Source organism: Synechococcus sp. RedBA-s, from assembly GCF_024345495.1.
Classification (GTDB): domain Bacteria; phylum Cyanobacteriota; class Cyanobacteriia; order PCC-6307; family Cyanobiaceae; genus Regnicoccus_A.
The window spans coordinates 43,623-68,543 of record NZ_JAGQBF010000002.1 but is presented as its reverse complement, the minus strand read 5'-3'; the positions used below and the strand labels follow the sequence as shown (position 1 = coordinate 68,543).

The 24,921-nt window shown below is 67.8% G+C and carries 24 protein-coding genes; 12 read left to right on the top strand and 12 right to left on the bottom strand.

The window, feature by feature from the left end:
* Positions 1–185: 185 nt before the first annotated feature.
* A complete protein-coding gene (gene priA, locus KBY67_RS01240; RefSeq protein WP_255107773.1) occupies positions 186–2,483 on the top strand; it encodes a primosomal protein N' in 2,298 nt (765 codons plus the stop codon).
* Between the two features lie 21 nt (positions 2,484–2,504).
* Here the strand turns inward: priA and KBY67_RS01235 are convergent, their stop codons facing one another.
* Genes KBY67_RS01235 through KBY67_RS01225 form a run of 3 tightly spaced genes read right to left on the bottom strand, consistent with a single transcriptional unit; the run spans position 2,505 to position 5,133 of the window.
* Complete coding sequence (locus KBY67_RS01235) at positions 2,505–3,620, bottom strand: DUF3153 domain-containing protein (RefSeq protein WP_255107771.1); 1,116 nt, start codon at positions 3,618–3,620, stop codon at positions 2,505–2,507.
* Positions 3,613–4,530: an acetylglutamate kinase gene (argB, locus tag KBY67_RS01230; protein WP_255107770.1), complete on the bottom strand. Its 918-nt coding sequence runs from the start codon at positions 4,528–4,530 to the stop codon at positions 3,613–3,615. The genes KBY67_RS01235 and argB overlap by 8 nt, the downstream gene beginning before the upstream one ends.
* Positions 4,531–4,566: 36 nt before the next feature.
* Complete coding sequence (locus KBY67_RS01225) at positions 4,567–5,133, bottom strand: DUF2854 domain-containing protein (protein WP_255107768.1); 567 nt, start codon at positions 5,131–5,133, stop codon at positions 4,567–4,569.
* Between the two features lie 61 nt (positions 5,134–5,194).
* On the opposite strand from KBY67_RS01225, the gene KBY67_RS01220 reads away from it, so the two are divergent.
* The gene (locus tag KBY67_RS01220; RefSeq protein ID WP_255107765.1) at positions 5,195–5,443 is read left to right on the top strand and encodes a hypothetical protein; all 249 of its coding nucleotides are present in this window, start codon (positions 5,195–5,197) and stop codon (positions 5,441–5,443) included.
* A gap of 8 nt (positions 5,444–5,451) precedes the next feature.
* On the opposite strand, the gene KBY67_RS01215 is transcribed toward KBY67_RS01220, so the two are convergent.
* Complete coding sequence (locus KBY67_RS01215; protein WP_255107764.1) at positions 5,452–5,937, bottom strand: single-stranded DNA-binding protein; 486 nt, start codon at positions 5,935–5,937, stop codon at positions 5,452–5,454.
* 31 nt (positions 5,938–5,968) lie between these two features.
* Between KBY67_RS01215 and KBY67_RS01210 the strand changes: the two genes are divergently transcribed.
* On the top strand, positions 5,969–6,823 hold the full coding sequence (locus tag KBY67_RS01210) for a precorrin-6A/cobalt-precorrin-6A reductase (protein WP_255107753.1): 855 nt from the start codon (positions 5,969–5,971) through the stop codon (positions 6,821–6,823).
* On the opposite strand, the gene KBY67_RS01205 is transcribed toward KBY67_RS01210, so the two are convergent.
* From KBY67_RS01205 to KBY67_RS01190, 4 genes are all read right to left on the bottom strand, one after another.
* Positions 6,711–7,763, bottom strand: coding sequence for an adenosine kinase (locus KBY67_RS01205; RefSeq protein WP_255107751.1), 1,053 nt, complete (start codon positions 7,761–7,763; stop codon positions 6,711–6,713). The genes KBY67_RS01210 and KBY67_RS01205 overlap by 113 nt on opposite strands.
* Complete coding sequence (locus tag KBY67_RS01200) at positions 7,760–9,079, bottom strand: adenylosuccinate synthase (RefSeq protein ID WP_255107750.1); 1,320 nt, start codon at positions 9,077–9,079, stop codon at positions 7,760–7,762. The genes KBY67_RS01205 and KBY67_RS01200 overlap by 4 nt, the downstream gene beginning before the upstream one ends.
* Positions 9,080–9,190: 111 nt before the next feature.
* Positions 9,191–9,703, bottom strand: coding sequence for a photosystem II protein Psb27 (gene psb27 / locus KBY67_RS01195; protein WP_255107748.1), 513 nt, complete (start codon positions 9,701–9,703; stop codon positions 9,191–9,193).
* Between the two features lie 28 nt (positions 9,704–9,731).
* Positions 9,732–11,564 carry a proline--tRNA ligase gene (locus KBY67_RS01190; RefSeq protein WP_255107747.1) on the bottom strand — a complete coding sequence of 611 codons (1,833 nt, stop codon included), beginning with the start codon at positions 11,562–11,564 and terminating at the stop codon, positions 9,732–9,734.
* Between the two features lie 163 nt (positions 11,565–11,727).
* On the opposite strand from KBY67_RS01190, the gene KBY67_RS01185 reads away from it, so the two are divergent.
* Both KBY67_RS01185 and KBY67_RS01180 read left to right on the top strand, forming a co-directional pair.
* Positions 11,728–12,207, top strand: a complete 480-nt coding sequence (locus KBY67_RS01185) for a hypothetical protein (RefSeq protein ID WP_255107745.1) — start codon at positions 11,728–11,730, stop codon at positions 12,205–12,207.
* A 479-nt stretch (positions 12,208–12,686) separates the two neighbouring features.
* On the top strand, positions 12,687–13,232 hold the full coding sequence (locus KBY67_RS01180; protein WP_255107742.1) for an inorganic diphosphatase: 546 nt from the start codon (positions 12,687–12,689) through the stop codon (positions 13,230–13,232).
* On the opposite strand, the gene KBY67_RS01175 is transcribed toward KBY67_RS01180, so the two are convergent.
* The gene (locus KBY67_RS01175) at positions 13,199–13,882 is read right to left on the bottom strand and encodes a class I SAM-dependent methyltransferase (RefSeq protein ID WP_255107740.1); all 684 of its coding nucleotides are present in this window, start codon (positions 13,880–13,882) and stop codon (positions 13,199–13,201) included. The genes KBY67_RS01180 and KBY67_RS01175 overlap by 34 nt on opposite strands.
* Before the next feature lie 129 nt (positions 13,883–14,011).
* Between KBY67_RS01175 and KBY67_RS01170 the strand changes: the two genes are divergently transcribed.
* Both KBY67_RS01170 and KBY67_RS01165 read left to right on the top strand, forming a co-directional pair.
* Complete coding sequence (locus KBY67_RS01170; RefSeq protein WP_255107932.1) at positions 14,012–14,374, top strand: 2Fe-2S iron-sulfur cluster-binding protein; 363 nt, start codon at positions 14,012–14,014, stop codon at positions 14,372–14,374.
* Positions 14,371–14,775 (top strand): Spx/MgsR family RNA polymerase-binding regulatory protein, encoded by a 405-nt coding sequence (locus KBY67_RS01165; RefSeq protein ID WP_255107737.1) that lies wholly within the window; start codon positions 14,371–14,373, stop codon positions 14,773–14,775. Before KBY67_RS01170 ends, KBY67_RS01165 begins: the two co-directional genes overlap by 4 nt.
* Here KBY67_RS01165 and KBY67_RS01160 read toward each other — a convergent pair.
* Complete coding sequence (locus KBY67_RS01160) at positions 14,711–16,225, bottom strand: hypothetical protein (RefSeq protein ID WP_255107930.1); 1,515 nt, start codon at positions 16,223–16,225, stop codon at positions 14,711–14,713. The two genes, KBY67_RS01165 and KBY67_RS01160, sit on opposite strands and share 65 nt — an antisense overlap.
* Before the next feature lie 214 nt (positions 16,226–16,439).
* Here KBY67_RS01160 and lepB point away from each other — a divergent pair, with 214 nt between their 5' ends.
* Entirely contained in the window at positions 16,440–17,117 is a 678-nt protein-coding gene (gene lepB, locus KBY67_RS01155) for a signal peptidase I (protein WP_255107735.1), read from the top strand.
* Here the strand turns inward: lepB and KBY67_RS01150 are convergent.
* Entirely contained in the window at positions 17,059–18,342 is a 1,284-nt protein-coding gene (locus KBY67_RS01150; RefSeq protein ID WP_255107733.1) for a dihydroorotase, read from the bottom strand. The two genes, lepB and KBY67_RS01150, sit on opposite strands and share 59 nt — an antisense overlap.
* A complete protein-coding gene (locus KBY67_RS01145; RefSeq protein ID WP_255107731.1) occupies positions 18,342–19,691 on the bottom strand; it encodes a histidine phosphatase family protein in 1,350 nt (449 codons plus the stop codon). Before KBY67_RS01145 ends, KBY67_RS01150 begins: the two co-directional genes overlap by 1 nt.
* Positions 19,692–19,885: 194 nt before the next feature.
* Between KBY67_RS01145 and KBY67_RS01140 the strand changes: the two genes are divergently transcribed.
* The 4 genes from KBY67_RS01140 to KBY67_RS01125 all read left to right on the top strand — a co-directional run bounded on the left by KBY67_RS01140 (position 19,886) and on the right by KBY67_RS01125 (position 24,909).
* Positions 19,886–21,241 carry a CPBP family intramembrane glutamic endopeptidase gene (locus KBY67_RS01140; RefSeq protein ID WP_255107728.1) on the top strand — a complete coding sequence of 452 codons (1,356 nt, stop codon included), beginning with the start codon at positions 19,886–19,888 and terminating at the stop codon, positions 21,239–21,241.
* Positions 21,242–21,300: 59 nt separating this feature from the next.
* The gene (locus KBY67_RS01135) at positions 21,301–21,807 is read left to right on the top strand and encodes a hypothetical protein (protein WP_255107726.1); all 507 of its coding nucleotides are present in this window, start codon (positions 21,301–21,303) and stop codon (positions 21,805–21,807) included.
* Positions 21,808–21,842: 35 nt separating this feature from the next.
* A complete protein-coding gene (locus tag KBY67_RS01130; protein WP_399213685.1) occupies positions 21,843–23,666 on the top strand; it encodes a peptidoglycan D,D-transpeptidase FtsI family protein in 1,824 nt (607 codons plus the stop codon).
* A 64-nt stretch (positions 23,667–23,730) separates the two neighbouring features.
* On the top strand, positions 23,731–24,909 hold the full coding sequence (locus KBY67_RS01125; RefSeq protein WP_255107722.1) for a transaldolase: 1,179 nt from the start codon (positions 23,731–23,733) through the stop codon (positions 24,907–24,909).
* The last annotated feature ends 12 nt before the right edge of the window (positions 24,910–24,921 follow it).

Sequence of the window (24,921 nt, the reverse complement as noted above, 5' to 3'; positions counted from 1 at the left end):
GACCTGACGACGGGGAACGGCCCGGGGGACCGGCAGTGCTGTCAGGGGTGTTCGCAGACCGGGAGGCGCGCAGGGGAGGGGTCCCCAATCGGCCTGCACATCATGTCTTCCCACTGGACGGAACTCTGCCTGGTTCCGACAGCAGCTGGTGGAGCTGCTCAACACCACTATCTTAAGAAACCCCTATGGGGTTTGCAAGGCGAATCTCGACACTGTTGGAGAAGTCCTTGCTCCCGCACTGGGTTCAGGTCTGGGTGGAGGCCGGTCGCGAGGGGCGGATCTTCACCTATTCCGCCCCAGCTGGATTGGTGGTAGCCGCCGGGGATCTGGTGACGCTGCGACTGCGGGGACGCCCCCAGATCGGGCTGGTGGTCGAACTTCTCACGGCGCCCCCAGCCGATCTCGATCCAGCGGTGATCCAGCCCGTGACAGGCCTGCACCAGGCTGCCGCCGTCGATCCCCACTGGCAGGCGCTGCTGCAGGAGGTGGCCCGTCACTGCCACACCAGCCTGTTTCGAACCCTCAAAACAGCCCTGCCTCCCGGCTGGCTGGGCCAGCGGTCGGGGCGGCCCCAGGCCCAGCCGCGCAGCCAGCTCTGGCTGGAGTTGCTGGAGAGCCCCCAGCCGCTCAGCGATCGCCAGCAGCAACTCAGCGAACGCCTGCGGGCCTGCCCCGGCTGGGCGGCCCCCCAGAGCACGATCACGGCCTGGGGCTTCAGCCGCTCCCTCCTCAAGGTCATGGCGGCCAAGGGCTGGTTGCGCAGCAGCCAGCGGCTGGCGGTTGGCAGCGCCGCGGCGGCGGCCGGAGCCGCACAGCTTCCGCCCGATCCAGCCAGCGCAGCACTCGAATCCCCCCGGCCCCTCCTGCCTGAGCAAGAGGAGTCTCTGAAGCGGATTCTCTCGGCCTCCGGGTACCAGGAGTTCCTGCTCTGGGGGGTGACAGGGGCCGGCAAGACGGAGGTTTATCTGCAGGCGGCGGCGGCCTGCCTGGCCTCTGGCCGCAGCGCCCTGCTGCTCACCCCCGAGATCGGGCTAATCCCTCAGCTGCTCGATCGCTGCCGCGCCCGCTTCGGCGGGCGCATCCTCGAATTCCACAGCGGGCTCTCGGAGCGGGCGCGCATCGCCGCCTGGCGCCGCTGCCTGCAGGCGGACAGCGACACAGCGCTGATCGCCGTGGGCACCCGCTCGGCGGTGTTCCTGCCCCTGGCCCGCCTCGGCCTGGTGGTGCTCGATGAAGAGCACGACAGCTCCTACAAACAGGACAGCCCGATGCCCTGCTATCACGCCAGGGACGTGGCCCGCCTGCGCTGCCGCGCTGCTGGAGCCGCCCTGGTGCTGGGCAGCGCCACCCCCTCCCTGGAAACCTGGCTGGCCTGCCGGCGCCGAGATCAGCCGGCCAGCCTGCTGCGTCTCAGCCTCCGCATCAGTGGTCAGGAGGCGGCGCCGGTGCGGGTGGTGGACCTGCGCCAGGAACTGGCGGAAGGCCATCGCCGCCTGATCAGCCGCGCCCTGATGGAGCGGATGGAGCGGCTGCAGGAGCGGGGGGAGCAGGCGGTGGTGCTGGTGCCCCGGCGCGGCTACAGCAGTTTCCTGAGCTGCCGCAGCTGCGGCGAGGTGGTCGAGTGTCCCCATTGTGATGTGGCCCTCACCGTTCACCGGCTGCGAGATGGCAGCCAGACCCTGCGCTGCCACTGGTGCGGCCACCGCCAGGCCCTGACCTCCCGCTGCGGGTCCTGCGGCTCCAGCGCCTTCAAGCCCTTCGGTGCCGGCACCCAGCGGGTGATGGAGCAGCTGGAGCAGGAACTCTCCGGCCTGCGCCTGCTGCGCTTCGATCGCGACAGCACCCGCGGCCGCGACGGCCACAGGCGCCTTTTGGCCCGCTTCGAGGCCGGGGAGGCGGATGTGCTGGTGGGCACCCAGATGCTGGCCAAAGGCATGGATTTGCCCAGGGTCACCCTGGCGGCGGTGCTGGCGGCCGATGGTCTGCTGCACCGGCCGGATCTGCGCGCTTCTGAGCACTGCCTGCAGCTGCTGCTGCAGCTGGCCGGGCGGGCCGGCCGGGGGGAGCGCCCCGGGGAAGTGATCGTGCAGACCTACCTGCCGGAGCACCCCGTGATCCAGCACCTGATCGATGGCCGCTACGACGCCTTTCTCGAGGCGGAACTGCAGCTGCGCCGCCAGGCGGGACTGGTGCCCTTCAGCCGGGCTTGCCTGCTGCGCCTGGCGGGCCCATCTGGAGCCGCTACCGCCACTGCCGCCGCCGCCCTCGCCGAACAGTTGCGCCCCCGGGTGGAGCTGGCCGGCTGGCAGCTGATCGGACCCGCCCCTGCCGTTGTGGCACGGGTGGCCGGCCGCTACCGCTGGCAGTTGCTGCTGCACGGTCCCGCCGGCGCCGACCTGCCCCTGCCGCCAGAAGCCGAGCTGCGCGCTGGCCTGACTCGCCATGTCAGCCTCTCGATTGATCCCGATCCGATCGAGCTCTGATGGCCGCTCTCTGATGGCCCCCTAAGGAGAGGGCAACTCCGGCCAGCCGAATCCCACCTGCCGCCGCAGCCGCTGCAGCACCAGGCTGAGCAGCAGCAGCAGAACGATCAGCAGGCTGCCCAGCCCGAGGCGACTCCAGCGCCAACTGCGCAGCTCCAGCCGGTTGCTGGCCCCCAGCTGCAGGGGCCAGCTGAGCCCCCCGGGCCGCGGCTGCACCGCCAGCGGTTCGGCCGTGCTCACCGCCCCAGCGCCCACTGAGTGCAGGTGTACCTGGAAGCTCAGACCCGGCAGGGGCTGCACCTGGCGCAGGTCGAGCTCGAAGCCCAGTTGCTGCTGAACCCCCAGCAGCCAGTTGCGTTCCTGCAGGCTCAGGACTGGCTTGGGCAGGGCTAACCCGGTGAGCTCGCCGGCATCGAGGCTCAAGCGCTGCAGCAGGGTGCTGGCCTCGGCCGCTGAGACCATGCCACTGCTGATCAGGAGGCGGCCCTGATCCGGTTCCTGGGAGAGCCTGAAGCGGCTCAGCTCAGGGTCGGCGGAGAGGGTGGCGCTGAACTGACGCTGCCAGGGCATCCAGCGCCCACTGGTGCTGGTGAGAATCTGGATGAGCTCGAGGCGGCCCGGCGCCGGCAGGCTCAGGTCGGTTTCGACGCGCAGGCATCCCCCCAGCATCCCGGTGAGCAGCAGCAGCAGCACCGCCAGCACCACAAACGCAAAGCCCAGCGGTGCCCGTGTCGGACCCACCGGCGGCGGCGACGTTTCCGGCTTGGCGCGGCCCGGGCGGTCCTGAGCCAGGGAGACCACCCGCTGCTGCAGCGACTCCACGGCCCCGATCGGCGGCAGGGTGAGCGACCAGTTCTCCGGTCGCTGCAGGTTGGGGGCCTCCAGGATCAAGCTGAGGTCGCGGGCCTGGCGGCGCAGCTCCGGATCGGCGCAAGCCTTGAGACCGCGCACACAGCTGGCCGCCTGCTCCGTCTCCCCCTGGCCGATCAAGGCCGTGGCCATCAACATCCTCGCGCTGCCCCCCAGGGGCACCGTGACCCCATGGGCCGCCACGATCGGCTCGAGCAGGCGCAGGCAACGGCCATACTCCCCCCGATCGATCGCCGCCCGGGCCGGCGCCAGCGGATCCTCAGCCACCCCGCAGCGCACCTGATCGCTCGGCCGCGCGACTGCTGCCGACCACCATCGTGCCGACACCGGCATCGGAGAACACCTCCAGCAGCAGGGCATGGGGCACACGGCCATCGAGGATATGGGCGGCGCCCACCCCCTGGGCCAGGGCCCGGATGCAGCACTGGGTCTTGGGGGTCATCCCCGCGTTGACCACGCCGCTGCGGATCAGCTCCCGGGCCTCAGGAAGGGTGATCTGCCTCAGCAGGGTGGAGGGATCCTCTCGGTCCCGCAGGATGCCCGGGGTGTCCGTGAGCAGAATCAGCTTCTCGGCCTGAAGGGCCGCTGCCAGCTCCCCAGCCACCGTGTCGGCATTGATGTTGTGCGCCTGGCCACTGGGATCGGCGGCCACACTCGAGATCACCGGGATGTAACCGTTCTCCAGCAGGGGGGCGAGCACATCGGGGTTGACCGCCGCCACCTCCCCCACCCAACCGTGGGAGCCCTCCCCCCAGGTGCGGGCCTCCACCAGGCCCCCGTCACTGCCGGAGAGGCCCACCGCTCGCCCGCCCACCCGGTTGAGACCATTGACGATCTGCTTGTTGACCCGGCCCACCAGCACCATTTCCACCACATCCATGGTGTCGAGGTCGGTGACCCTCAGGCCATCGCGGAATTCGGCGGGGATCTCCAGCTTCTTCAGCCACTGGTTGATCTCCGGTCCACCGCCGTGGACCACCACCGGCTGCACTCCCACGCAGGCCAGCAGGGCCAGATCACGGAAGACCGCATCACGCAGGTCTTCGCGTACCATCGCCGCGCCGCCGTACTTGACCACCACGCGGCGGCCGGCGAAGCGCTGGATGTAAGGGAGGGCCTCACTGAGGACAGACACCCGCAGGGTGTCTTCTGCGCTGATGACGGGGTCCTGGCTCAAGGGAGACACGAAGAGAGTGGGTGAGGGGGCCGGGGTTCAGGCTGCGGTAGCGGACTCGGCCACATCCGCGCCGGGCATCAGGCTGAGCTCCAGCTCTCCAGGGGAGATCAGCCGCAGTTCGGCGTGGAGGTCGGGCCCGAAGAAACGACCCAGCCGCTCCTGCCTGGCCTGCCAGCGCTCCGCCGGCACCCCCTGGCAGAGGAAGTGGAGCACCAGGCCATAACCGCCATCCACATCCCGCTCGGCCACGCTCAGCAGCTGCGGAGGTGCGTCGTCGTTCCAGAGCTTGAGGGCTTCGAGGGAGCTCTCCAGATGGGCCTTCTGGCCGTAGCGCCAGCGGGTCACATCCTTGAGCAACACCCTCAGGGGCTCGTTTTCGGGGCGTTCCCGCAGCTCCCGCAGCTCAGCAACCGGCGTCAGCCGCTGGGCTGGAGGAAGCTCGGACGACTTCAGGGCCAGGCCCCCCAGCAGCACCGGAATCCCGTAGAAGACCCCCGCCAGGCTGATGTTGGGGCTGTCGGTGGCGTAGGCGATCGTGCCGATCACCGTGAGCGCCGCGCCCAGGATGGTCAGCAGGCTGCCCGGCGATGTGAGTGCTTCCATCCCGCCATCTTCCTGCAACGCGGTCCAGGATGGCGAGCATTCCCGAGGAGCCGCACAGGCCATGGATCAGCCCAGCCCCGATGCCGATCCGCTTATCTCGTCTGCCGTTGCGTCGTCATCCCCGTCGGAGATTCCATTCAGCGACCCCAGCACGCTGACGCTGCTGGATCAGCTCACCGAAGACCGCCTCTGGCTGTTACAGCAGATCGATGCTGGCCGCTGGCCTGATCTGAGGTTGGATCTCGCGGCCCTGGAGCGGGAACTCGGTCAGCTGCTCGACCAGGCCCGCCAGCGGCTCGAACCCGGCTGATCCAGGCCTCAGAAGGGGATCTCGTCGTCGTCGTCGGCGAGATCTGGCACCAGCGGTGAGGTGTTCCAGGTGGGCGGCGCTGGTTCCGCGGCCACTGCCGGGCGCGGCGCTGGAGTGGCTGGCCTTGGCGCCGAAGGCACCGGACGGGGAATCGTGCGCGCCGGCGCAGCCGTGGCGGCCTCGGATCCCCCGCCCGTCAGGGGATGCAGGCGGGCCAGGGTGAACTCGGCGCGCTTCTCCTTGATGCCATCGGGGCGGGCGAAGGTGCTCATGCGCAGGCGCCCCTCGATCATCAGCCGCTGACCCACCTGCACACGGTTCTGCAGATCCTGGGCGAGATTGCCCCAGCCCACCACCTTCAACTGGCCCGGGGGATCATCGGGGCGGAGCCCGTCGAGCTCGACGGACATCTCCGCCACCGGCGTCTGGTTGTCCTGGGTGTAGCGCACCTGGGGTGCCTCCAGCACCACCACCTCGAGCAAACACTGGTTCACGACCCATTCGGCGACAGCGGGCCCCATCTTGATGCACGGACCCAACTCCACGATCTGGCTGCTGGGCGGCACCGGTGAGGGCCCCTTGATCGCCGCCCGGCTGCTGGCCGCCGGCTGGAGCGTGCAGGTGTCGCTGGTGAGCGAAGACGCCCTGCGGGCCTATGCCCCCCACCCGCGCCTGGGCAGTCGCCTGGGGGCACTGGCGGGGCCCAGGGCGATCGCAGCCGAGCTGCAGGAGGCTCCCCTGGCTCCCTTCCGCTGGGTGATCGACGCCAGCCACCCCTTTGCCTGCCGCATCAGCGCTGATCTGGCGGCGGTCTGCGCCCAGCACCGCCAGCCGCTGTTGCGCCTACGGCGCCCGCCGGCCCGCTGGCGGTCCGGATCCAGGCTGATCCTGCTGGAGCAGCTGGAGGATCTGGCCGGCCTTGACCTGGGCGACGAGCGGCTGCTGCTGGCCATCGGTGCCCGCCACCTGCCCAGAGCGGTGGAGCTGGCGGGCGCCGGGGCCTGTTTTGCCCGCATCCTGCCCAGCCCCACCAGCCTGCGGCTGGCCCTGGCGGCGGGCCTAGGCGCCGAGGCCCTCGCCTGTCACCGGCCCGGTACGGGTCTGCCGGCCTCAGCCCCAGGCGCCATCGAGAGGGCGCTGCTGCTGCAGTGGGCCATCACGGCTGTGCTCTGCCGTCAGTCGGGTGGGCCCACGGAGCAGCTCTGGCAGCAGCTCTGCGCTGAGCTGGGGTTGACCCTGCTGCTGCTGAAGCGACCGGAGGAACCAATCAGTGGGGCTGAGCTGTGGCCCCTGGAGCCGTTGCTGCAGCGGGTGGGGCTCCCAGCTGCTCAGCCACCAGCTGGGGAAGGGACACCCGCGGCCGCGGACCAAGCTGGGTGATCACCTGGCCGGCGCAGAGGGATCCCAGCTGGCCGCAGCGCTGCAGGGGTTCCCCTCGGCTGAGGCCGTAGAGGAAGCCGGAGGCGTACAGGTCGCCGGCCCCGGTTGTGTCCACCAGCGGGCCGATCACCCGGGGCTCGATGCGATGGACCTCGCCGCCGCCCAGCACCACCGAACCGAGGGCCCCGCGGGTGAGCACGGCGATGGAGCAGCGGCCGCGCACCTGCTCCATCGCCTCCTCAAAGTCGTCGCATAGATAGAGGGCGGTGATCTCGGCTTCGTTGGCGAAGAGCACATCGACATGGCCATCCACCAGCTCCAGGAAGCTGTCGCGGTGCCGCTCGACGCAGAAGGCATCGGAGAGGGAGAGGGCGACCTGGCCGCCTGCGGCGCGCATCACCTCAGCCGCGGCGAGGAAGGCCCGCTTGGCCGCCTCCCCATCCCAGAGGTAGCCCTCCAGGTAGAGCATCCCGGCCTGACGCACCAGATCCAGGTCGAGGTCGGCGGGCTCCAGGTCCACGGAGGCCCCCAGGAAGGTGCACATCGTGCGCTGGGCATCGGGGGTCACCAGGATCAGGCAGCGGGCGGTGGCCGCTCCGCTGCTGGCGGCCGGGGTCTCGAAACGGGCCCCCACCGAGCGGATGTCGTGGCTGAAGATCGCCCCCAGTTGGTCATCGCGCACCCGGCCGATGAAGCCGGCCCGAGCCCCCAGCATCGCCAGGCCCGCCAAGGTGTTGGCGGCCGAGCCGCCTGAGGTTTCCAGGCCCGGCCCGGCGGCGGCATAGAGACGCTGGGCCTGCTCGGCGTCCACCAGGGCCATGCCGCCCTTGCTCAGGCCGTGCGCTTCAAGGAAGGCGTCGTCGGAGCTGACCAGCACATCGACGATGGCGTTGCCGATGCCCACCACATCGAGGGTTCGGTCGGTGGCATGGGTTGTCATACGTTCAGCAGGGCGCGCTTGGGTCCGTGGATCGGATCCTCCACCACGATTGTCTGGTCACGCTGGGCACCGAGGGAGACGATCGCGATCGGCACTTCCATCAGCTCCGCCAGGAAGCGCAGGTAGGCCATGGCTGGTTCGGGCAGATCCTCCAGGGCGCGGCACTCGGCGGTGGAGCACTGCCAGCCCGGCAGGGTCTGGTAGATCGGACGGCAGCGGGCGAAAGTCTCGGCGCTGTTGGGGAAATGCTCGATGCGCTCACCATCGAGCTCATAGGCCACGCCCACCTGGATCTCATCGAGCTCATCGAGCACATCCAGCTTGGTGATGGCCAGGCAGTCGAGGCCATTCACCTCCACGGCGTAGCGGCCGATCACCCCATCGAACCAGCCGCAGCGGCGGCGGCGGCCGGTGGTGGTGCCGTACTCGCCGCCTCGGTCGCAGAGGTGGTCGTTGAGGCTGCCCTGCAGCTCCGTGGGGAAGGGTCCTTCGCCCACCCGGGTGGTGTAGGCCTTGGCGACTCCTATCACCCGATCGATCAGCGTCGGGCCGACACCGGCGCCGATGCAGGCGCCTCCCGAGACGGGATTCGAGGAGGTGACGTAGGGGTAGGTGCCGTGGTCGAGGTCCAGCAGGGTTCCCTGGGCGCCCTCAAAGAGGATGTTCTGACGGGCTCGGGCGGCCTTGTGGATCGTGCGGGTGCAATCGACCACGTGGGGGGCCAGCCGCTCGCCATAGGCCAGGTACTCCCTCAGCACCTCTTCGGGGTCGAGCGGTTCGAGGCCGTAGATCCGCTCAAGGATCAGATTTTTTTCGGCCAGCGGCCCCATCAGACGCTGGCGCAGGCGTTCGGGATCGAGCAGGTCGATCACGCGGATGCCGTTGCGATCCGATTTGTCGGCGTAGGTGGGACCGATGCCCCGGCCGGTGGTGCCGATGCGGCGTTCCCCGCGTCGCTGCTCCATCGCCTGATCGAGCAGGCGGTGGTAGGGCATGGTGACATGGGCTGTGGAAGCCAGCTTCAACCCCGAGATATCGATCCCGTAGTCGCCGAGCATGTCGAGTTCTTCGAGCATGATCCGCGGATCCACCACCGTTCCGGAACCGATCAGGCAGATGGTGTCGGGGTAGAGAATTCCAGAGGGAATCAGGTGCAGCTTGAGCACCTTGTCGTCGACCACGATGGTGTGACCGGCGTTGACACCGCCCTGATAACGAACCACCACATCGGCGGATCGGCTCAGCAGGTCAGTGATTTTTCCTTTTCCCTCGTCGCCCCACTGTGCACCGATGACGACAACATTGGCCAAGGACACAGCGGCCCGCAGCCGCTTCTAAGCACAAGGGCCAAGACTCTCAGATGACCAGCCCCTTCGTCAAAGGCCGGTGGCCTGCAGGCAAGCTGGCTGAGGGTTGGGACCCAGCCGTCAGGTTCCGCGGACCACGCTGGTTTCGGCCTTCCTCAATTCCTTCTCCAGGCGGGCCTTGAGCGTGTCGGGCAGTGGACGGTTGGCGTAATTCGTGTAGTGCGCGGCCAGGGAGTTGAGCGCTGTCTGCATGGTGGTGAAGGAGGGCAGTCCGTTCACCCGTCCCTTCGGCCTGTAGAGGGCCATGTAATCGTTGATCAAGACGCGCGCCTCGCTTTCTGCTTCGGAGCGAGCCGGGTCATCTTGGCTGATGGCGATGGTTCCCAGCAGCGATTCAGCCACCGTCATGGTGTCTTCGACATAGGAGCCACTGAGGCTGTTGCTGACGCTGCCGCAGCTGCTGAGGGTGAGACTGAGGCCCAGAACGAACGTCAGCAGGGGGGTGACTCTGCGGCTCCAGTTGGGGGGAGCGAACAGGCTGCTGAGTGCTGCCAGGACAGCTGCACAGGCCTGGCGGGCGGTCCCCAGGGTGGTTTCAGCGGCACGGGAAAGAACCCCCCAGACAACAGTCATCACCATCTCCACATGTCGTTGGGGGATCTTACGAGCTCTGTGTCGCCGTCAGTCCGAGGCGGGCGGCGGTGATGAGCTCCCGCAGCAGCGTCACCACCTCCTCCGCGCCCAGGTCGCGCTTGGCTCCGCTGGCTCGCTCCACCAGCTCCACCTGGGCGGCGGCGGCCCCGCGGCCCACCACCAGCCGCCAGGGAATGCCGATCAGATCGGCGTCCTTGAATTTCACCCCGGCCCGTTCACTGCGGTCATCGAGCAGCACCTCCAGACCCGCCTGCTCAAGCTCGTCATGGAGGCGCTCGCCGAGGGCCACCTGAACGGGGTCCTGGGCGCTGGCCACAACCACGATCACTTCGAAGGGGGCGATTGCCACCGGCCAGCAGATGCCGTGCTGATCGTGGTGCTGCTCAACGGCGGCCTGGGCCAGCCTGGACACGCCGATGCCATAGCAGCCCATCCACAGAGGCTCGTCGAGACCCTGTTCATTGGTGAAGGTGGCCTCAAGGGCCTGGGAGTATTTGCGCCCCAACTGGAAAATGTGTCCCACCTCGATGCCGCGGCTGGACTCCAGCCTCTGGCCGGGGTCCTGAAGACAGCGCTCCCCCGGCTGGGCTGAGCGCAGGTCGGCCACGATCGGCCGGGGGTCGCCGAGGGCCGACCAGCGGGCTCCCACCAGGTGGGTGTCGGGTCGGTTGGCGCCGCAGACAAAGACCTCCAGCTCCGCCGCGGTGGCATCCGCCAGGCGCAGAACAGTGGGCTGCCAGCTGTGGGCGCCGGCCAGCCACTCATCGCCCAGATGCGGGCCAAGGCAGCCCAGGGGCCAGCCAGGCAGGCCTTCTAAGCGGATCTGCTCCGGGGTGATCGGCTCCAGGTCCAGCAGGGCTCCGGCGCTCTCAGCCAGGGCCCCGCTGACGGCATTGGCGAGCTTGGTGGGGTTGAGCTGCTGATCGCCGCGCAGGCTCACCAGCACCACCCGCGCCTGGCCCAAGGCGCAGCGGGCCAGCAGCAGCAGCACCTTCACGGTCTGGCTCGGCTCGAAGCCATGGGCGGCGCAGAGGGCCTCGATGCTGTGCTGTCTGGGCGTGTGCAGCTCCACCGCCTCAGCCGTGGCGCAGACCAGGGGAACGGCTGGCTCCGGCAGGGAGCAGGCCCGCTCCTGGTTGGCGGCGTAGCGCCCATCGGCACTGCTGAGGATCAGATCCTCACCGGCATCGGCGGTGACCATGAACTCCTGGCTGGCCGAGCCACCGATGGCGCCGCTGTCGGCCTCCACCGCCACGGTGCGCAGCCCGCAGCGGTTGAAGATGCGGCGGTAGGCCTGGTCCATCCGCTCATAGGTGAGCCGAAGGTCGGCCTCGTCGGCGTGGAAGGAATAGGCGTCCTTCATGATGAATTCGCGCCCGCGCATCAAGCCGAAGCGGGGCCGGATCTCGTCCCTGAATTTGGTCTGGATCTGGTAGAGGCTCACCGGCAGCTGCCGGTAGGAGCGCAGCAGGTCGGCGGCCAGAGAGGTGATCACCTCTTCATGGGTGGGACCCAGCCCAAGGGAGCGCTCCTGGCGATCCACCAGGTGGAACATGATCCCCTCCCCGGCGGTGTAGCCCTGCCAACGGCCGCTGCGCTCCCAGAGGCTGGCGGGTTGTAGGGCGGGCAACAGGGTCTCCAGGGCGCCTGTGGCGTCCATCTCCTGGCGCACGATCGCCGAGATCTTGCTGAGCACCCGCCAGAGCAGGGGCAGGTAGGCGTAGACGCCCGAGGCGACCCGGCGCATGTAGCCGCCGCGCAGCAACAGCTTGTGGGACGGGATTTCGGCTTCGGCAGGGTCATCCCGCAACGTCACCAGCATCAGGCGGGAGACGCGCATGGAATGGGTAGCCTCAGCGGGCTGGGACCCTATCACCGGGCCTTGCCGAACTCCTGATGGGCCGGTTTAATCACCCCACCGGCTGGGGCGCTGCAGTGGCCTGGCTGACCAGGCCTCCTCTGCTAGCGTCGGCATGAATTCCCAGCCGTCCAAAATAAGTCTTATGGTTGCACCCACGGCCGGCTCCGGCGGAGAGCTTCCACCGACCGTGGCGTCCTCCTGGCCTGCCGGCCTGCCCGACCCCGCGCCCACCGAGCCGAGCGAAGGGCTCATCGGCATCGATGACGTGCAGAAGGCCCTCAACCGGTCCAGGGCCTCGGTGTACCGATACACCAACACCGATCCGCGCAACCTCAACCCACCCTTCAATTCGCGCAAGCTCAACCCCGAATACCGCACTGATCAGAAGGAGGCGCTGCTGTTTCACCCCAACGAGGTGGCTCGCTTCGCTCGCGATGTGCTGCGCATCAAGGAAGTGACCGTGGAGGTGCTCAATTCACCCTCCACCGCCACCCAGCAACTGCTCAGCTCGATCCTGCAGGAACTGCAGGCCATCCGTCACAGTCTCCAGGGACTGGACCAGGGCCCGGCCGTGCTCAGCAGCAAGCGCGATCAGCTGGAGCAGTCGCGCCCCGCAGCCTGAGCTCTTCAACATCAAACGGGCCAATGGCTGCCGGAAGTGGCATATTGAGGTTGGTTCTTGCTTGCTCGCGGGACGATCTGCTTCCCAAGGCCCAGCCGGCACTGCTTCCTTGTTCAGCTCCAGGAGCGGCCTGAGTGCCGCCCCAACGCTGCCCCCGGAAGCTGCTCCCTCCTCCCTCTCCATGGATTCCGAACCTCCGCGAACCGGCACTCCTGTAGCCCCAGCCGTTCTCGCCCATACGTTTTCAGCCACGTCTTCAGTCACTGCTTCACCCACTGCCGCCCAGTCAGGACCGGGTGTCAGTCAAGCCAACGGGGATTCCAGTCCAGATCCCTACAACCCTGACGGGTTTCTTGATCCAGGATCGCCGCTGCTGGGAGCCACCATCGCCCTGCTGGCTCTGATGGTTCCAATCGGTGCCGTTCTGCTGGAGCGCAGCACCTTGCGCTCTGATCCCAGCTCTTCCATCCCCATCAGCCGTGGACATCAGCAGCCTGGCCGCCTCGCCATCCCAGGGATTGGTGAATCTGGTGGTGGAAATCCCCGCCGGTAGCCGTAACAAGTACGAATACAACAGTGCCGCCGGATTGATGGCCCTCGATCGGGTGCTCCTTTCTTCGGTCCGCTATCCGTTCGACTACGGCTTCATTCCCAACACCCTCGCGGAGGACGGCGCTCCCCTCGATGCCATGGTGATCATGGAGGAGCCCACCTTCGCCGGCTGCCTGATCAGCGCCCGACCGATCGGCTTCCTCGAGATGATCGACTGTGGGGCTTATGACGGCAAGCTGCTGTGCGTGCCCGAGGCCGATGGCCGTCAGAGCGGACTGCGCAGCATTCGCCAGATTGCTGCCAATCAGCTGGAAGATGTGGCTGAGTTCTTTCGCACCTACAAAAATCTGGAGGGGCGAGCGGTGGAGATCATCGGTTGGCAGGACGCCGCTGCGGTGCCAGCCCTGCTGGAGAGCTGCATCCAGGCGGCCCGAGCCGATCAGGAGGCGCGCTGCAGCAGAAAGCCCTCGTAATCCAGGGCCTGGAATACCCGCGCCGGATCGCCGAAGCCCGCTGCGTTCACCAGCGCAGTGAGCCGCGCAAGACCCACGGGATGGGTGCCGTGGGTGAGGGGCTCCAGCAGCTCAAGCGGTGCTTCCAGCCGCGAGGCCCTCTGGAACCCGACCCAGGCCTCCGCCATCTGCTCCTCCAGGAGAGGCAGTGCCGGGCGCATCAGATCCACCAGCACTAGTTGGCCCCCAGGCCGGAGGCAGCGGGCCAGGGCGGAAAGAAACGCCAGTTTGCTGCCGTCATCGGGGAGGGACTGCAGCACCAACACCGAGAGCGCTCCATCGAAGCTGGCTCCGGGGTCCAGATCCTCCACCGTGCTTTGCCGCCAGCTCAGGCCAGTGGCCGCTTCACCGAGACGCTGCTGGGCGGCCTTGAGCATCGCCTCGGAGGGATCGATCGCGCTCAGCCCCCAGTCGGGGCGCTGGGCCAGGGCCTCCACCAGCTCGGCTCCGGTGCCGCAGCCGGCCACCAGCACCTGGGCGCCGGCCTTGCCGGCCAGAGGTGAGGCCGCCAGCAGGGCGACACCCAGGCGGGCAAGGCTGGCGTAGCCGGGGATCAGCCCCTGCACCACCAGGTCGTAGCCGGAGAGTTCGCCGCTGTTCGCTGCAACCATGGCCCTGTGCGCTCTCGTTGTGATCGTAGGCAGCGGCGGTCCAGCGGCCGGACCAACAACCGTTGCAGGGCTGGAAAGCCACGACCCCCAGCCAGGTAAGTTGGTTCGCGTCAGTAGCCGATGCGACCCGTGCCCACCATCCGCTTCGATAATGAAGACCAGAAGGTTGGTTGCATCGAGGGGGCCAACCTTCGCCAGGCGGCCCTTGATGCCGGCATCAATCCCTACAAGGGTCTGAACAACTTCAACAATTGCGGCGGCCTGGGCCAGTGCGGCACCTGTGTTGTCGAAGTGCTCGAAGGTGCCAAGAACCTCTCGCCCCGCAGCGATGTCGAGCAGGTCTACCTCTCGGATCGCCCTGCCAACTTCCGCCTCAGCTGCCGCACCAGCGTCAACGGCGACGTCACCATTCGCACCCGGCCTGACGCCGCCGTGGGCAAGGGCTCCAACAGCCTGGTGGGTGCCCTTAAATCGCTGGTCGGCCGGAAGTGAGCCCGGCCGGCTCCTCCTCCGCCGGAGGTCGGCCGCTCCTTTACAGCTACGCGAAATGCTCCACCTGTCGCTCCGCCCTCCAGTGGCTGGCTGCTGAGGGTCTGGAGGTTGATCTCGTTGACATCACCGTGTCCCCCCCATCCCGGGAGCAGCTGGAGCAGGTCTGGGCCAGCCTGGTGAATCCCAGGCGGCTGTTCAACACCAGTGGTGCCAGCTACCGCGCCCTCGGTGCGGCTCAGGTGAAGGCCATGTCTGCAGCTGAGGCGATCACGGCCCTGGCCGCTGATGGTCGCCTGATCCGCCGACCCCTGCTGCTGGCTGAGGGCGTGGCGGTGCTCACGGGCTTTGATCCGGAGGCGTGGCGGCAGGCCCTGAAGCCTCTGCTGCCGGCGGCACCGTGAGCTGATCCAGCTCCCGGATCAGGGCATCGATGCCTGTGCGGTTGATCTGGGCCAGGTAGGTGAGCTTGAGTTCCTCCAGCAGGGCGCAGATCAGCTGCTGGCTGCGCTCCAGCACCGGACCGCGCTCAAGGGCTTCCGCCAGCTCGTCCCAGAAGCGATCGACGCAGTCGCGCAATAGGTCGATCTGGCGATTGTCCTTTCGCTGCAGCCTGGAGCCGGCGCCCCGCGAGAGCTCCATCACGCTCTCGACCATGCCGGCGGCCAGTTGCTGGGTCAGTTGCTGCTCCACCTGCAGCAGCAGTTGCAACTGGCGCAGCCCCGGCGGCACCGCCATCGACTGGAGCGATTGCTGCAGGGCATGGGCCAGGACAGCCTGCAGCTGGGGCGCGAGCCGAGGACCCACATCACTGAGCAGCAGTGGACCCCAGATCCGCAGCAGCTCCACCAGCTCCTGCTCGTCGTTGATCGAAACGCTCTGATGGCTGCGCAAGCGGCGAATCCGCTGGGACCACTGGGGCGAGCGGATCAACCCCTGGGCCCCGTCCATGAGCTGCAGGGCCAGCACCTCGAACAGCTCCACCGCCAGGAGGGCCACCACAGCCCGGCTGATCACGGCTCGCAGGGGCTCCATGTTCACCAGGCCACTGGTCTGAAGCCGCTCCACCACAGGGATCAGGCGCAGCAAGCGCCAGAACGGCATCAGCAGTGGCAGATCGGTCCAGCGGCGCAGCAGGGCATCCCCCCAGCTCAGGCCCGGCAGGCGGCGGCGCAGCCGTGCCGCCCGCAGCAGGATGTCCGCCAGGAAAACGCTTTGGAAGAGGATCAGATCAAAGCGCCAGAAATTGTCGGTGGGACGGCCGTTCTCATCGATCGAGCGCCAGTAGTTGGTGGCCACCAGAGGCAGAAGCTGCTGCTGCCAGAAGCGGCGCTCCTCGCTCCAGGGCTGGCGGCGCAACCAATCGTCGCCCAGGAGCTGTTGAACGGACTGTTTGGCCGAATCCTGGTCGGCGTGCTCGCGCAGCCGGTTCTTGATCTTCTCCAGCGTGCCGGAGCCACCCGAGGCAAGGAAAGGGTTGTCATCGATCATCTGATCGGTGAGCGCCACCTGACGTTGGCGCAGGTCGCTGGCTGTGGATCCCGCCAGCAGGGCGCGGTCCATCTCATCGAAGGCCTCCAGGTAGGCCTGGGTCTCCCGGTGGGCCTCGATTCCCTTGACCCGGTCGTAGTACGGCGTGATGTTGGGCAGGAAGCTGAGACGCAGCACCAGCGGTGCCGAGGGCAGTGGATAGAGGTTGCGCTGCAGCCAGAACGTGCGCAGGGGCACGTAGGTGATGTCGAAGCACACCCAGAGCAGGTTGAAGCTGGCCCAGAGGGCGACGAACTGATCCCAGCGATGCCCGAGGCGGAACGCGTCTGCCGAGGACCTCAGATGCCAGCGCGGCCGGACCATGGAGAACAGCGTCGATCGCCCCAGGGTAGGCAGGGGGTTCCCTCCGCTCCAGAGCTCTAAGGTGGCCGGCTCCAGCAGGTGTGCATTGAGCGCCGAGGACTCCCCAACACCGACCACGCCAGCGGGGGCTCCTGATCCCGCTCCGGAGAAGGGGCCCCAGCCGCAGGATCGCTCCAGCCAGGGACAGGAGAGTTCCTGGGCCTTCTGGCGCAGCGTGCTGCTCACCCTCGGGGTGGCCCTGGGCATCCGTCAGTTTCTGCTGGAGGCTCGCTTCATCCCCTCGGGCTCGATGTTGCCCGGCCTGCAGATCCAGGACAGGCTGCTGGTGGAAAAAATCAGCCTTCGCAGCCGCGCCCCCCGGCGGGGAGAAATCGTGGTCTTCCACTCCCCCTTCCACTTCGATCCAGCTCTGCAGGCCAATCGCAGATCCAACCCCCTGGGCTGCCTGCTGGTGAACCTTCCGGTGATCGGCTCAATCCCTGGGCTGCAGGAGCCCGCCTGCGATGCCTACATCAAACGGGTGGTGGCGGTCCCCGGCGACCGGGTGGTGGTGGACCCCCGCGGGCACGTCAGCATCAACGGCCAGGCCATCAGCGAGCCCTACGTCCAGAATTTCTGCCCTGTCGATAGCCAGGGGATCGGCCCCTGCCGCACCCTCGACACCGTGGTGCCACCCGGGGCGGTGCTGGCCCTTGGCGACAACCGCGCCAACAGCTGGGACGGTCGCTTCTGGCCCGGTGGTCCCTTCTTGCCCCGCAGCGAGATCATCGGCCGGGCCTTCTACCGCTTCTGGCCTCTGAACCGCACCGGCCCGCTGGGGGATCCAGACCCCCTCAGCGGGGCCCCAGCCAAAGTTCCGGCAACAGCCCCGTCGCCAGCACCCGTCCCCTGAGCTGCTCGCCCCTCAGGGGCTGGTTGGCGGCCCGGGAGGCGTAGGCATCGGCGCTGGGGATCCACTCCATCTCGGGGTCGAACAGCAGCCAGCGCCTGGAGCCAATTCGGAGCTCGGGCTCCTGGAGATCCAACAGCCGGGCCGGTCCCCAGCAGAGGGCCTGCCAGAGCGCCGTGGGGCTCCAGCCCTGGTCGCGCACCAGTTGCTGCCAGAGCAGCGGCAGCACGAAGCGGTGCCCTGCCAGGCCAGGCCGTCGTTGATCCAGGGGCAGCAACTGTTCTTCAGGATCGAGGGGCTGATGGTGCACCGCCACGGCGCTGATCACCCCGTCGGCCAGGGCCGCCACCAGGGCACGGCGATCCTCGGGGGTGCCCAGGGAAGGCACCAGCCGCCAGCCTTCAGCCAACGGATCGAGGCTGCCGCTGTCCGCCACCAGATGCCACCAGCAGACCGTGGCCATCGGCGCCGGATTGGCCGCACGCAGCAGCTTCACACCCGCGGCGGTGGAGAGATTCGCCAGGCAAAGGTTCACCCGGGGCAGGCAGGCCGCCAGGGCCAGCAGGTTCTGCAGCGGGATGGTTTCGCTCAGGGGTGGATCCAGGGGCCAACCGGCCCGTAGGGCCTCCACCCCCTCGCGCACGAAGCCGCCGTGATCCAGGCTGGCGTTGCGGGGGGCCAGCAGCACAGGGCGATCCGCGCATTCACCGATGCTCAACCCCCGCTCCAGCAGCGGCAACGGCGGCAGCTCCCCCTCCTCCGCCAGGCCGAGGGCACCGGCGGCCAGCAGGTCGGCATGGGCCGAGAGGTCCTCGCCGCGGCCGCCGAGGCTGAAGCTGCCCCACAGGGGTAGCTCGAAGGGGGGCGCCGCCGCCAGGCGCAGGCATTCGGGGCGATCACGCCAGTTGCGGGCCCGCGGCAGCAGCGCCACGGTGCCGTAGCCGGCCGCTGCGGCTGAGCGCACCAGGCTCTCGAGGGTTTCAGCGCGGCCGTCCTCAGGCTCCTCCAGAACGCTGTGGGGATCCACCAGCGCCGGTGCCAGCAGCCAGGAGCCCGCAGCCAGAGGGGCCAGGCCCAGGCGAGCCGCCCCCTCCCAGGCGCTGGCTCCAATGGCCGTGATCACGCCCTGCTCCAGCAGCACATCCGTGCGCAGCAGCGGCTGGTGGGGGCCCTGCAGCAGCTGAACATCCTTGAGCAGCTGGCCACCCTGCTGCAACGGGGCCGTCATCAGAGGGCGCCGGCGGCGGTGCGGTCGATCACGCCACCCAGGTGGGTGGTGAGGTTGAGGCAGGTCACCACCGGCAGGCCTCGATCGGCTTTCTCCGGCGCCGGCCAGTCGATCACACTCACGCCACCATTGCCCTGCTTGACCATCCAGATGTCGGCCGGAGTGAGGCCGAGGAGGGCACAGAGGATCGTCTTGTTGACGGCGTCATGGGCCACCACCAGGGCGGTCTCCACCGGCTCCAGACTCTCCGCCAGAGCACGCCAGCACGCCAAGGAGCGGTCCCAGACCTGCTGAAGGTTTTCTCCTTCAGGCATCTGCACGGTGTGGGGGGCAATTTTCCACTGCTGCAGCAACTCCCCCCACTGCTGGGAAATCTCCTCCTCCAGGCAGCCTTCCCACAGACCATGGCCGATCTCCACCAGGCCCTCCTGGCTGCTGAGCCTCACCCCGGGGTGGGCCGTGAGGATCGCTTCGGCGGTCTGGCGGGGCCGGGCCATCGAGCTGGTGAAGGCCTTTTGGATCGGCACCTCGCTGAGGAAGTCGGCCGCTGAATGGGCCTGGGCCAGACCATTGGCATTGAGGGGGATGTCGATCTGCCCCTGGAAACGGCCCTGGCGGTTCCAGTCGGTTTCGCCGTGGCGCACCAGCAGCAGCCGCGCCCCTGCTCCCTTCGGGGGAAGTCCAGCGCCGAGGTGAGTGATGACATTGAGCGATTCGATCTGCACCTGCACGCCGCCGCCCACCTGACGCTGCAGGTTGAACACCGAAAGGGAGGCGTTATCAAGACGCAGTCCTTGAAAGCGGCTGGCGGGGAGCCCCAGCAGCTGCAGCACCAGGCAGCGCAGGATGGCGCTGTGGGCCACCGCCAGCACCGTGATCAACCCATTTCCGGACTGATCGAGGTGTTCTCGCTCCAGGCGATTCAGCCAGCGGCGGGCCTGATCCATCAGCTCCGGGATCGGCCGGAAGCGACTGCCATCGGGGCGTTCCAGTTCCAACTGATCAGGAGCTTCCCTCCAGAGGCGATAGTCCTCGGGGAAACGTTCTTTCACCTCTGGGCCCAGCAGACCGCACCAGGGGGCCAGATCCACCTCAAGCAGATCGTCGTCGAGCTGGGCGCGATGGCCGCCCCCCTGGGCCTCCAGCAGCCGGGCGGCGGTGGCGGCCGCCCGGCTCAGGGGCGAGCAGTAGACAGCATCGAGGTGCAGGTCGGCGAGGGCTGCCCCGGTGAGACGGGCCTGGCTCTGACCCTCCTCAGTGAGCGAGGAGAGATCATCCCGGCCCTGAATGCGACGCTCGGTGTTGAAGCTGCTGAGTCCATGGCGGACGAGCAGGAGCCGAAGGGGCACGGGCCTGGAAACCGGAAGCGCCGCCATCGTATGGGAGGTGGCTCAGCAACACCCAGCCCGACGCACGGCCATCCGCCGCCACCAGTGCTCTGCGGGCACAGGGGAGAATCGGGCCATTGCGAGGAGTCGGGGTGGCAACAGCTGGGCGAGGACGGGCTGGGTCGCTGAAAGTGGGGCTGGCCATAGTCAGCCTGGTGCTGAGCCTGTTGCTCTGGCTCAACGGGCTGCTGGAGAGCCTGGACCGCCCATCGGTGGGCAACGATCTGGCCCGCCGCCAACTGGAGCTCAGTGCCCTGGCTTCCCCGGTGGTGCCACTCTCCCTGCAGCCGCTGCTGGTGGGAGCTGATCCGGAGGGCCTGCTGCTCGCGGAACTGGATCAGCAGGCCAAGGAGGGAGGCGACAGCACCACGGCCTCAACGACCACCAGGAGTGCCGGTGAGCGGGAGGCCAGGATCAGCCTGCTGGAGCGAGCCCTGCTGCAGCTGCGCCAGGGGCAGTCGGCTGCTGCCCGCCCCCTACTACTGCAATTGCAGCGGTTAGTTGGCACCGATGATCGGGACCTGATCGAGCAGCTGCTGCTGCTGCCCCAGGGCGGCAGCAGGCCCGCCGAGATCCAGGGGATGCTCGAAGACCCGCTGGTGCGCAGGCTCAGCTGTCAGCTGCTGTCGTCCGCCAGCGACTGCTCCCAGCCGGCCGCCGAGCGGCGGGCCCTGCTGCAGCTGCTGGGCATCAATCTGCTGCCCGCCCTGGCCCTGCTGGCCGGGCTGCTGCTGCTGCTGCGGGAAGGCTGGCGGCGCTGGCGAGGCCAGCAAGCCCCTCTGCCGGCCCTGGTCGGCCCTGACCTGGGGGTGATCGATGTGGTGCTGCTGATCGCTGGCGGTTTCGTGCTGCTGGGCGAAGTGCTCACCCCGGTGCTGCTGAGCCCCCTCCTGCAGGCGGCCCTCAAGGCGCTGGTGATCCAGCCGCCCGTCGCTGACGGCGTCACGGTGCTCAGCATGTACCTCGGCCTGATGGCGGCGCCGCTGCTGATCCTCTATGGGCTGCTGAGATCGGCAGGAGAGGCTCCGGAGGGGGGCTGGCTGCAGTTCCGCTGGCGGCCCCTGGGATCAGCCCTGCGTAAGGCGCTGAAGACTCTGCTGATCGTGCTGCCCCTGGTGTCGCTGGTGGGCTGGCTGCAGCAGCTGGTCTGGAGCGATGTCGGCGGCAGCAACCCCCTGCTGGAGCTGGTGCTGCGCAGCGGAAACGGCCTGACCCTGGCCTGTTTCGCCTTTACGGCGATCGTGTTGGCCCCGCTGTTTGAGGAGACCATCTTCCGCGGGGTGCTGCTGCCGGTGGTGGGCCGTGAGCTTGGTCCTGTGCCCGCTGTGTTGATCAGCAGTGCGGTCTTCGGCCTGGCCCACCTGAGCCTCGGGGAGTTCCCGCCCCTGTTCACCCTGGGCCTGGGGCTGGGCTGGCTGCGCCTCAGCAGTGGCCGGCTGAGCACCTGCGTGGGGCTCCACGCCCTCTGGAATGGACTCACCTTCACCAACCTGCTTTTGCTGGCTCGCTGATCGTCGCCTTGCTGCCCCTTGCGCCCCATGGTTCACTTGCGAAGATTCGTCAGGTCCCGATGGTTGCTGTTCCATCGCCCCAGCCCTTCTTCAAGCGCCGTTCGCTTGAACTGATCCAGGGCTCCTTTTCCGCCCGGCGCGTGCTGCGTCAGGCCCCGTGGCTGGCGGGTCTGCACAGAGTTTCCGACGGCCTGCTCGTGGCCGCTGGCCTGTCGATGGTGGGGCTCACCGCCCTCACCCTGCATTGGCAGGGTGAGTGGACCCGCAGTTTTGAGCAACTGGAGTCCACCCAGGTGCTGGAACACCGCCTGCAGGAATCCACGGCCGTGCTTGAGCAACACCACCTGACGGTCGCCCGCCGTCCGGGCCTGCTCGTGCCCACCAGCCTTCAGAGCCTGATCCACCTGCCCTCCCCCAGCCCCCAGGCTCCTGTGAGCCGGCCTAAGCCCACCACCGCCAAGATCCAGCCCAAGACGTTCAATCTGCAGTCCTTCGATCCCCGGGCGGTCGGCGTGGAACTCACTCGCATCAGCCTCAACTCCCAGATCGTTCGGGCCGGGTACTGAGGGTGGTGCGACGCTCCGCCACCGGTTCACCCCCCATCCGCCTGCATGGGGCCGAATTCAGCCCCACTGAGGTGGCCGATCATCGCAGCAGCCGGCGGAGGGTGGTCCAGCTGCAACCGGTGCCGGCAGGGCGTTTGCTCACCGTGTATCTCACCCTCTGCCTCGCCATGGTGGGTCTGGCGGGTCGGCTGGCCTGGCTGCAGGTGAAGGAGGGCGACCGGCTGCAGCAGCGGGCACGGGCGATCCAGACCCAGAAGACCAAACCAACCGGCAAGCGCCGGCCGATCGTGGATCGAAACGGCCGGTTGGTGGCCCTTGATGAGGAGCGTTTCACCCTCTGGGCCCATCCCCGCTATTTCAATTTCCCCGGGGACGATCCCAACTTGATCCGCAGCAGCTCCGAGACCGTCGACAAGCTCGCCAAAGTGCTGCTGGTGCCGGCGGCCGATCTGATGCGCACGATCGATGGCCGTAAAACTGGCGTCAAGCTCGCCTCCGACCTGGACCCCGAAACCGCCCACCGCCTTCGGGAGCTCGGCATCAGCGGCCTTGACCTGGATCCCTATCCCCAGCGGATCTACCCCCAGGGGTCGCTGTTCGCCAACGTGGTGGGTTTCCTCAACCTGGAACGGGTGGCCCAGGCGGGTCTGGAGCAGAGCCGAGACAAGGACCTGCGCCGCCAGGAGAGCGTGCGCAAACTGCGCCGTGGCGCTGATGGCACGCCGCTGCCCGATGGTCTCCAGGCCGGGGTGCTCTACACCGATGATCTGCGCCTGCAGCTCACCCTCGACGCCCGCCTGCAGCAGGTAGCCCAGCAGGCCCTGGCCAAACAGCTGAAGCAGTGGAAGGCCAAGCGTGGCTCGGCCATGGTGATGGATGTGCGCAACGGCGAAATGCTGGCGCTCACCTCCATGCCCAGCTACGAACCCAACAAATTCTGGAAGTTCTCCCCCGGCCTGTTTCGGGAATGGTCGGTGCAGGACCTCTACGAGCCCGGTTCCACCTTCAAGCCGATCAACCTGGCGATCGCCCTGCAGGAGAAAGCCATCAACCCCAATGGCACCGTCAACGACGTGGGCCAGCTCTCGATCGGCGGCTGGCCGATCTTCAACCACGACCGGCGGGCCAACGGCATTCTGGATTTCGCCACCGTGCTGCAGGTGTCGAGCAATGTGGGCATGGTGCAGGCCATGCGCCAGCTCAAACCCTCCATCTACTGGGAGTGGATGCGCCGCATCGGCATCGACACCATCCCTGACACGGACCTTCCCGGAGCTGTGGCGGGCGAGCTCAAGACCCGCGAGCAGTTCACCACCCAGCCGATTGAGCCGGCCACCGCGGCCTTCGGCCAGGGCTTCTCCCTGACCCCGCTCAAGTTGCTGCAGCTGCACGCCATGCTGGCCAATGGCGGGCGCCTGGTGAGCCCCCACATCACCCGTGGCCTGCGCTCCGGTGACAGCCTGGCCCCAGAACCGGCCGCCAACGGTCTGCAGCTGTTGCAACCCGCCGTCACCCAGCAGGTGATGGCCTGGCTCGAAACGGTGGTGGAGAAGGGCAGTGGCAAGGGCGTCCAGGTACCCGGCTACCGCATCGGCGGTAAAACGGGCACCGCCCAGAAAGCCCTCAATGGTGTCTACATCCCTGGGGCGCGGATCACCAGCTTCGTGGCCCACCTGCCGATCGATGACCCCCGCTACGTGGTGCTGGTGGTGGTGGATGAGCCCCAGGGGGGGAATGCCTACGGCTCCACCGTGGCGGTGCCGGTGGCCAAGGAGATCATCGAGGCCCTGCTGGTGCTGGAGAAGGTGCCCCCCAGCACCGGCAGGAAGCCGGCCAGCGCGCCAACGGTGCGGGGTTGAAAACGCCTTCGGTGGGTCCAGCGGGGCCTGGCTAGCCTCAGCCCAATCGCCGATGCCCGGGGACATGTCCAACCTGCTCGATCAACTCGCTGCCATCACGGTGGTCGTCGCTGACACCGGTGAACTGGAAGCGATCAAGCAGTTCACCCCCCGTGACGCCACCACCAACCCTTCGCTGATCCTGGCGGCCGCCCAGATTCCCCTCTACCAGGGGCTGATCGATGAATCGCTGACAGCCTCCCGCCAGGTGATCGGGGCCGACGCACCGGCTGAAGCGGTGGTGCTCGAAGCCCTCGATGAAATCTGTGTCACCTTCGGCAAGGAGATTCTCCAGATCGTCCCCGGTCGGGTGTCCACCGAGGTGGACGCCAGGCTCAGCTACGACACCGAGGCCACGATCGAGAAGGCCCGAAAGCTGATTGGTCTCTATGCCGAAGCCGGCATCGGCAAGGAGCGGGTGCTGATCAAGATGGCCTCCACCTGGGAGGGCATCAAGGCCGCAGAGGCCCTGGAGAAGGAGGGCATCCACTGCAATCTCACCCTGCTGTTCAGCTTCACCCAGGCGGTGGCCTGCGCCGAAGCGGGTGTCACCTTGATTTCACCTTTTGTGGGTCGCATTCTCGATTGGTACAAAAATGACACTGGCCGTGATCACTATCCCGGCCCTGAAGATCCCGGCGTGATCTCCGTCACCAAGATCTTCAACTACTACAAAACCTACGGCTACCGCACTGAAGTGATGGGAGCCAGCTTCCGCAACATCGAGGAGATCATCGAACTGGCCGGTTGCGACCTGCTCACGATTTCACCCAAGCTGCTTGATCAGCTGCGCCACACGGAAGCTCCCCTGCCGCGCAAGCTCGACCCCCTCAACCCGGCTGCCACCGAGGCCCAGTTCAGCCTCGATAGTTCCAGTTACATCACTGCCATGGCGGCTGATCGCATGGCCAGTGAAAAGCTCGATGAGGGCATTCGCGGCTTCAGCAAGGCGATCGAAACCCTGGAGGCCCAGTTGGCCCACCGTCTCGCCGAGCTGGAGGGCGAGGCCGCCTTCGCCCATGCCGCCCAGGAGATCTTCCTGCTCAACGACATGGATGGCGACGGCTGCATCACCCGCGAGGAGTGGCTGGGCAGTGATGCGGTCTTTGATGCCCTCGACACCGACCACGACGGCAGGCTCGTGCCCGAGGACGTGCGGGGCGGCCTGGGTGCCCCCCTGGCCCTGGCTGCCACCGCGGCCTGAACCCACCATTGC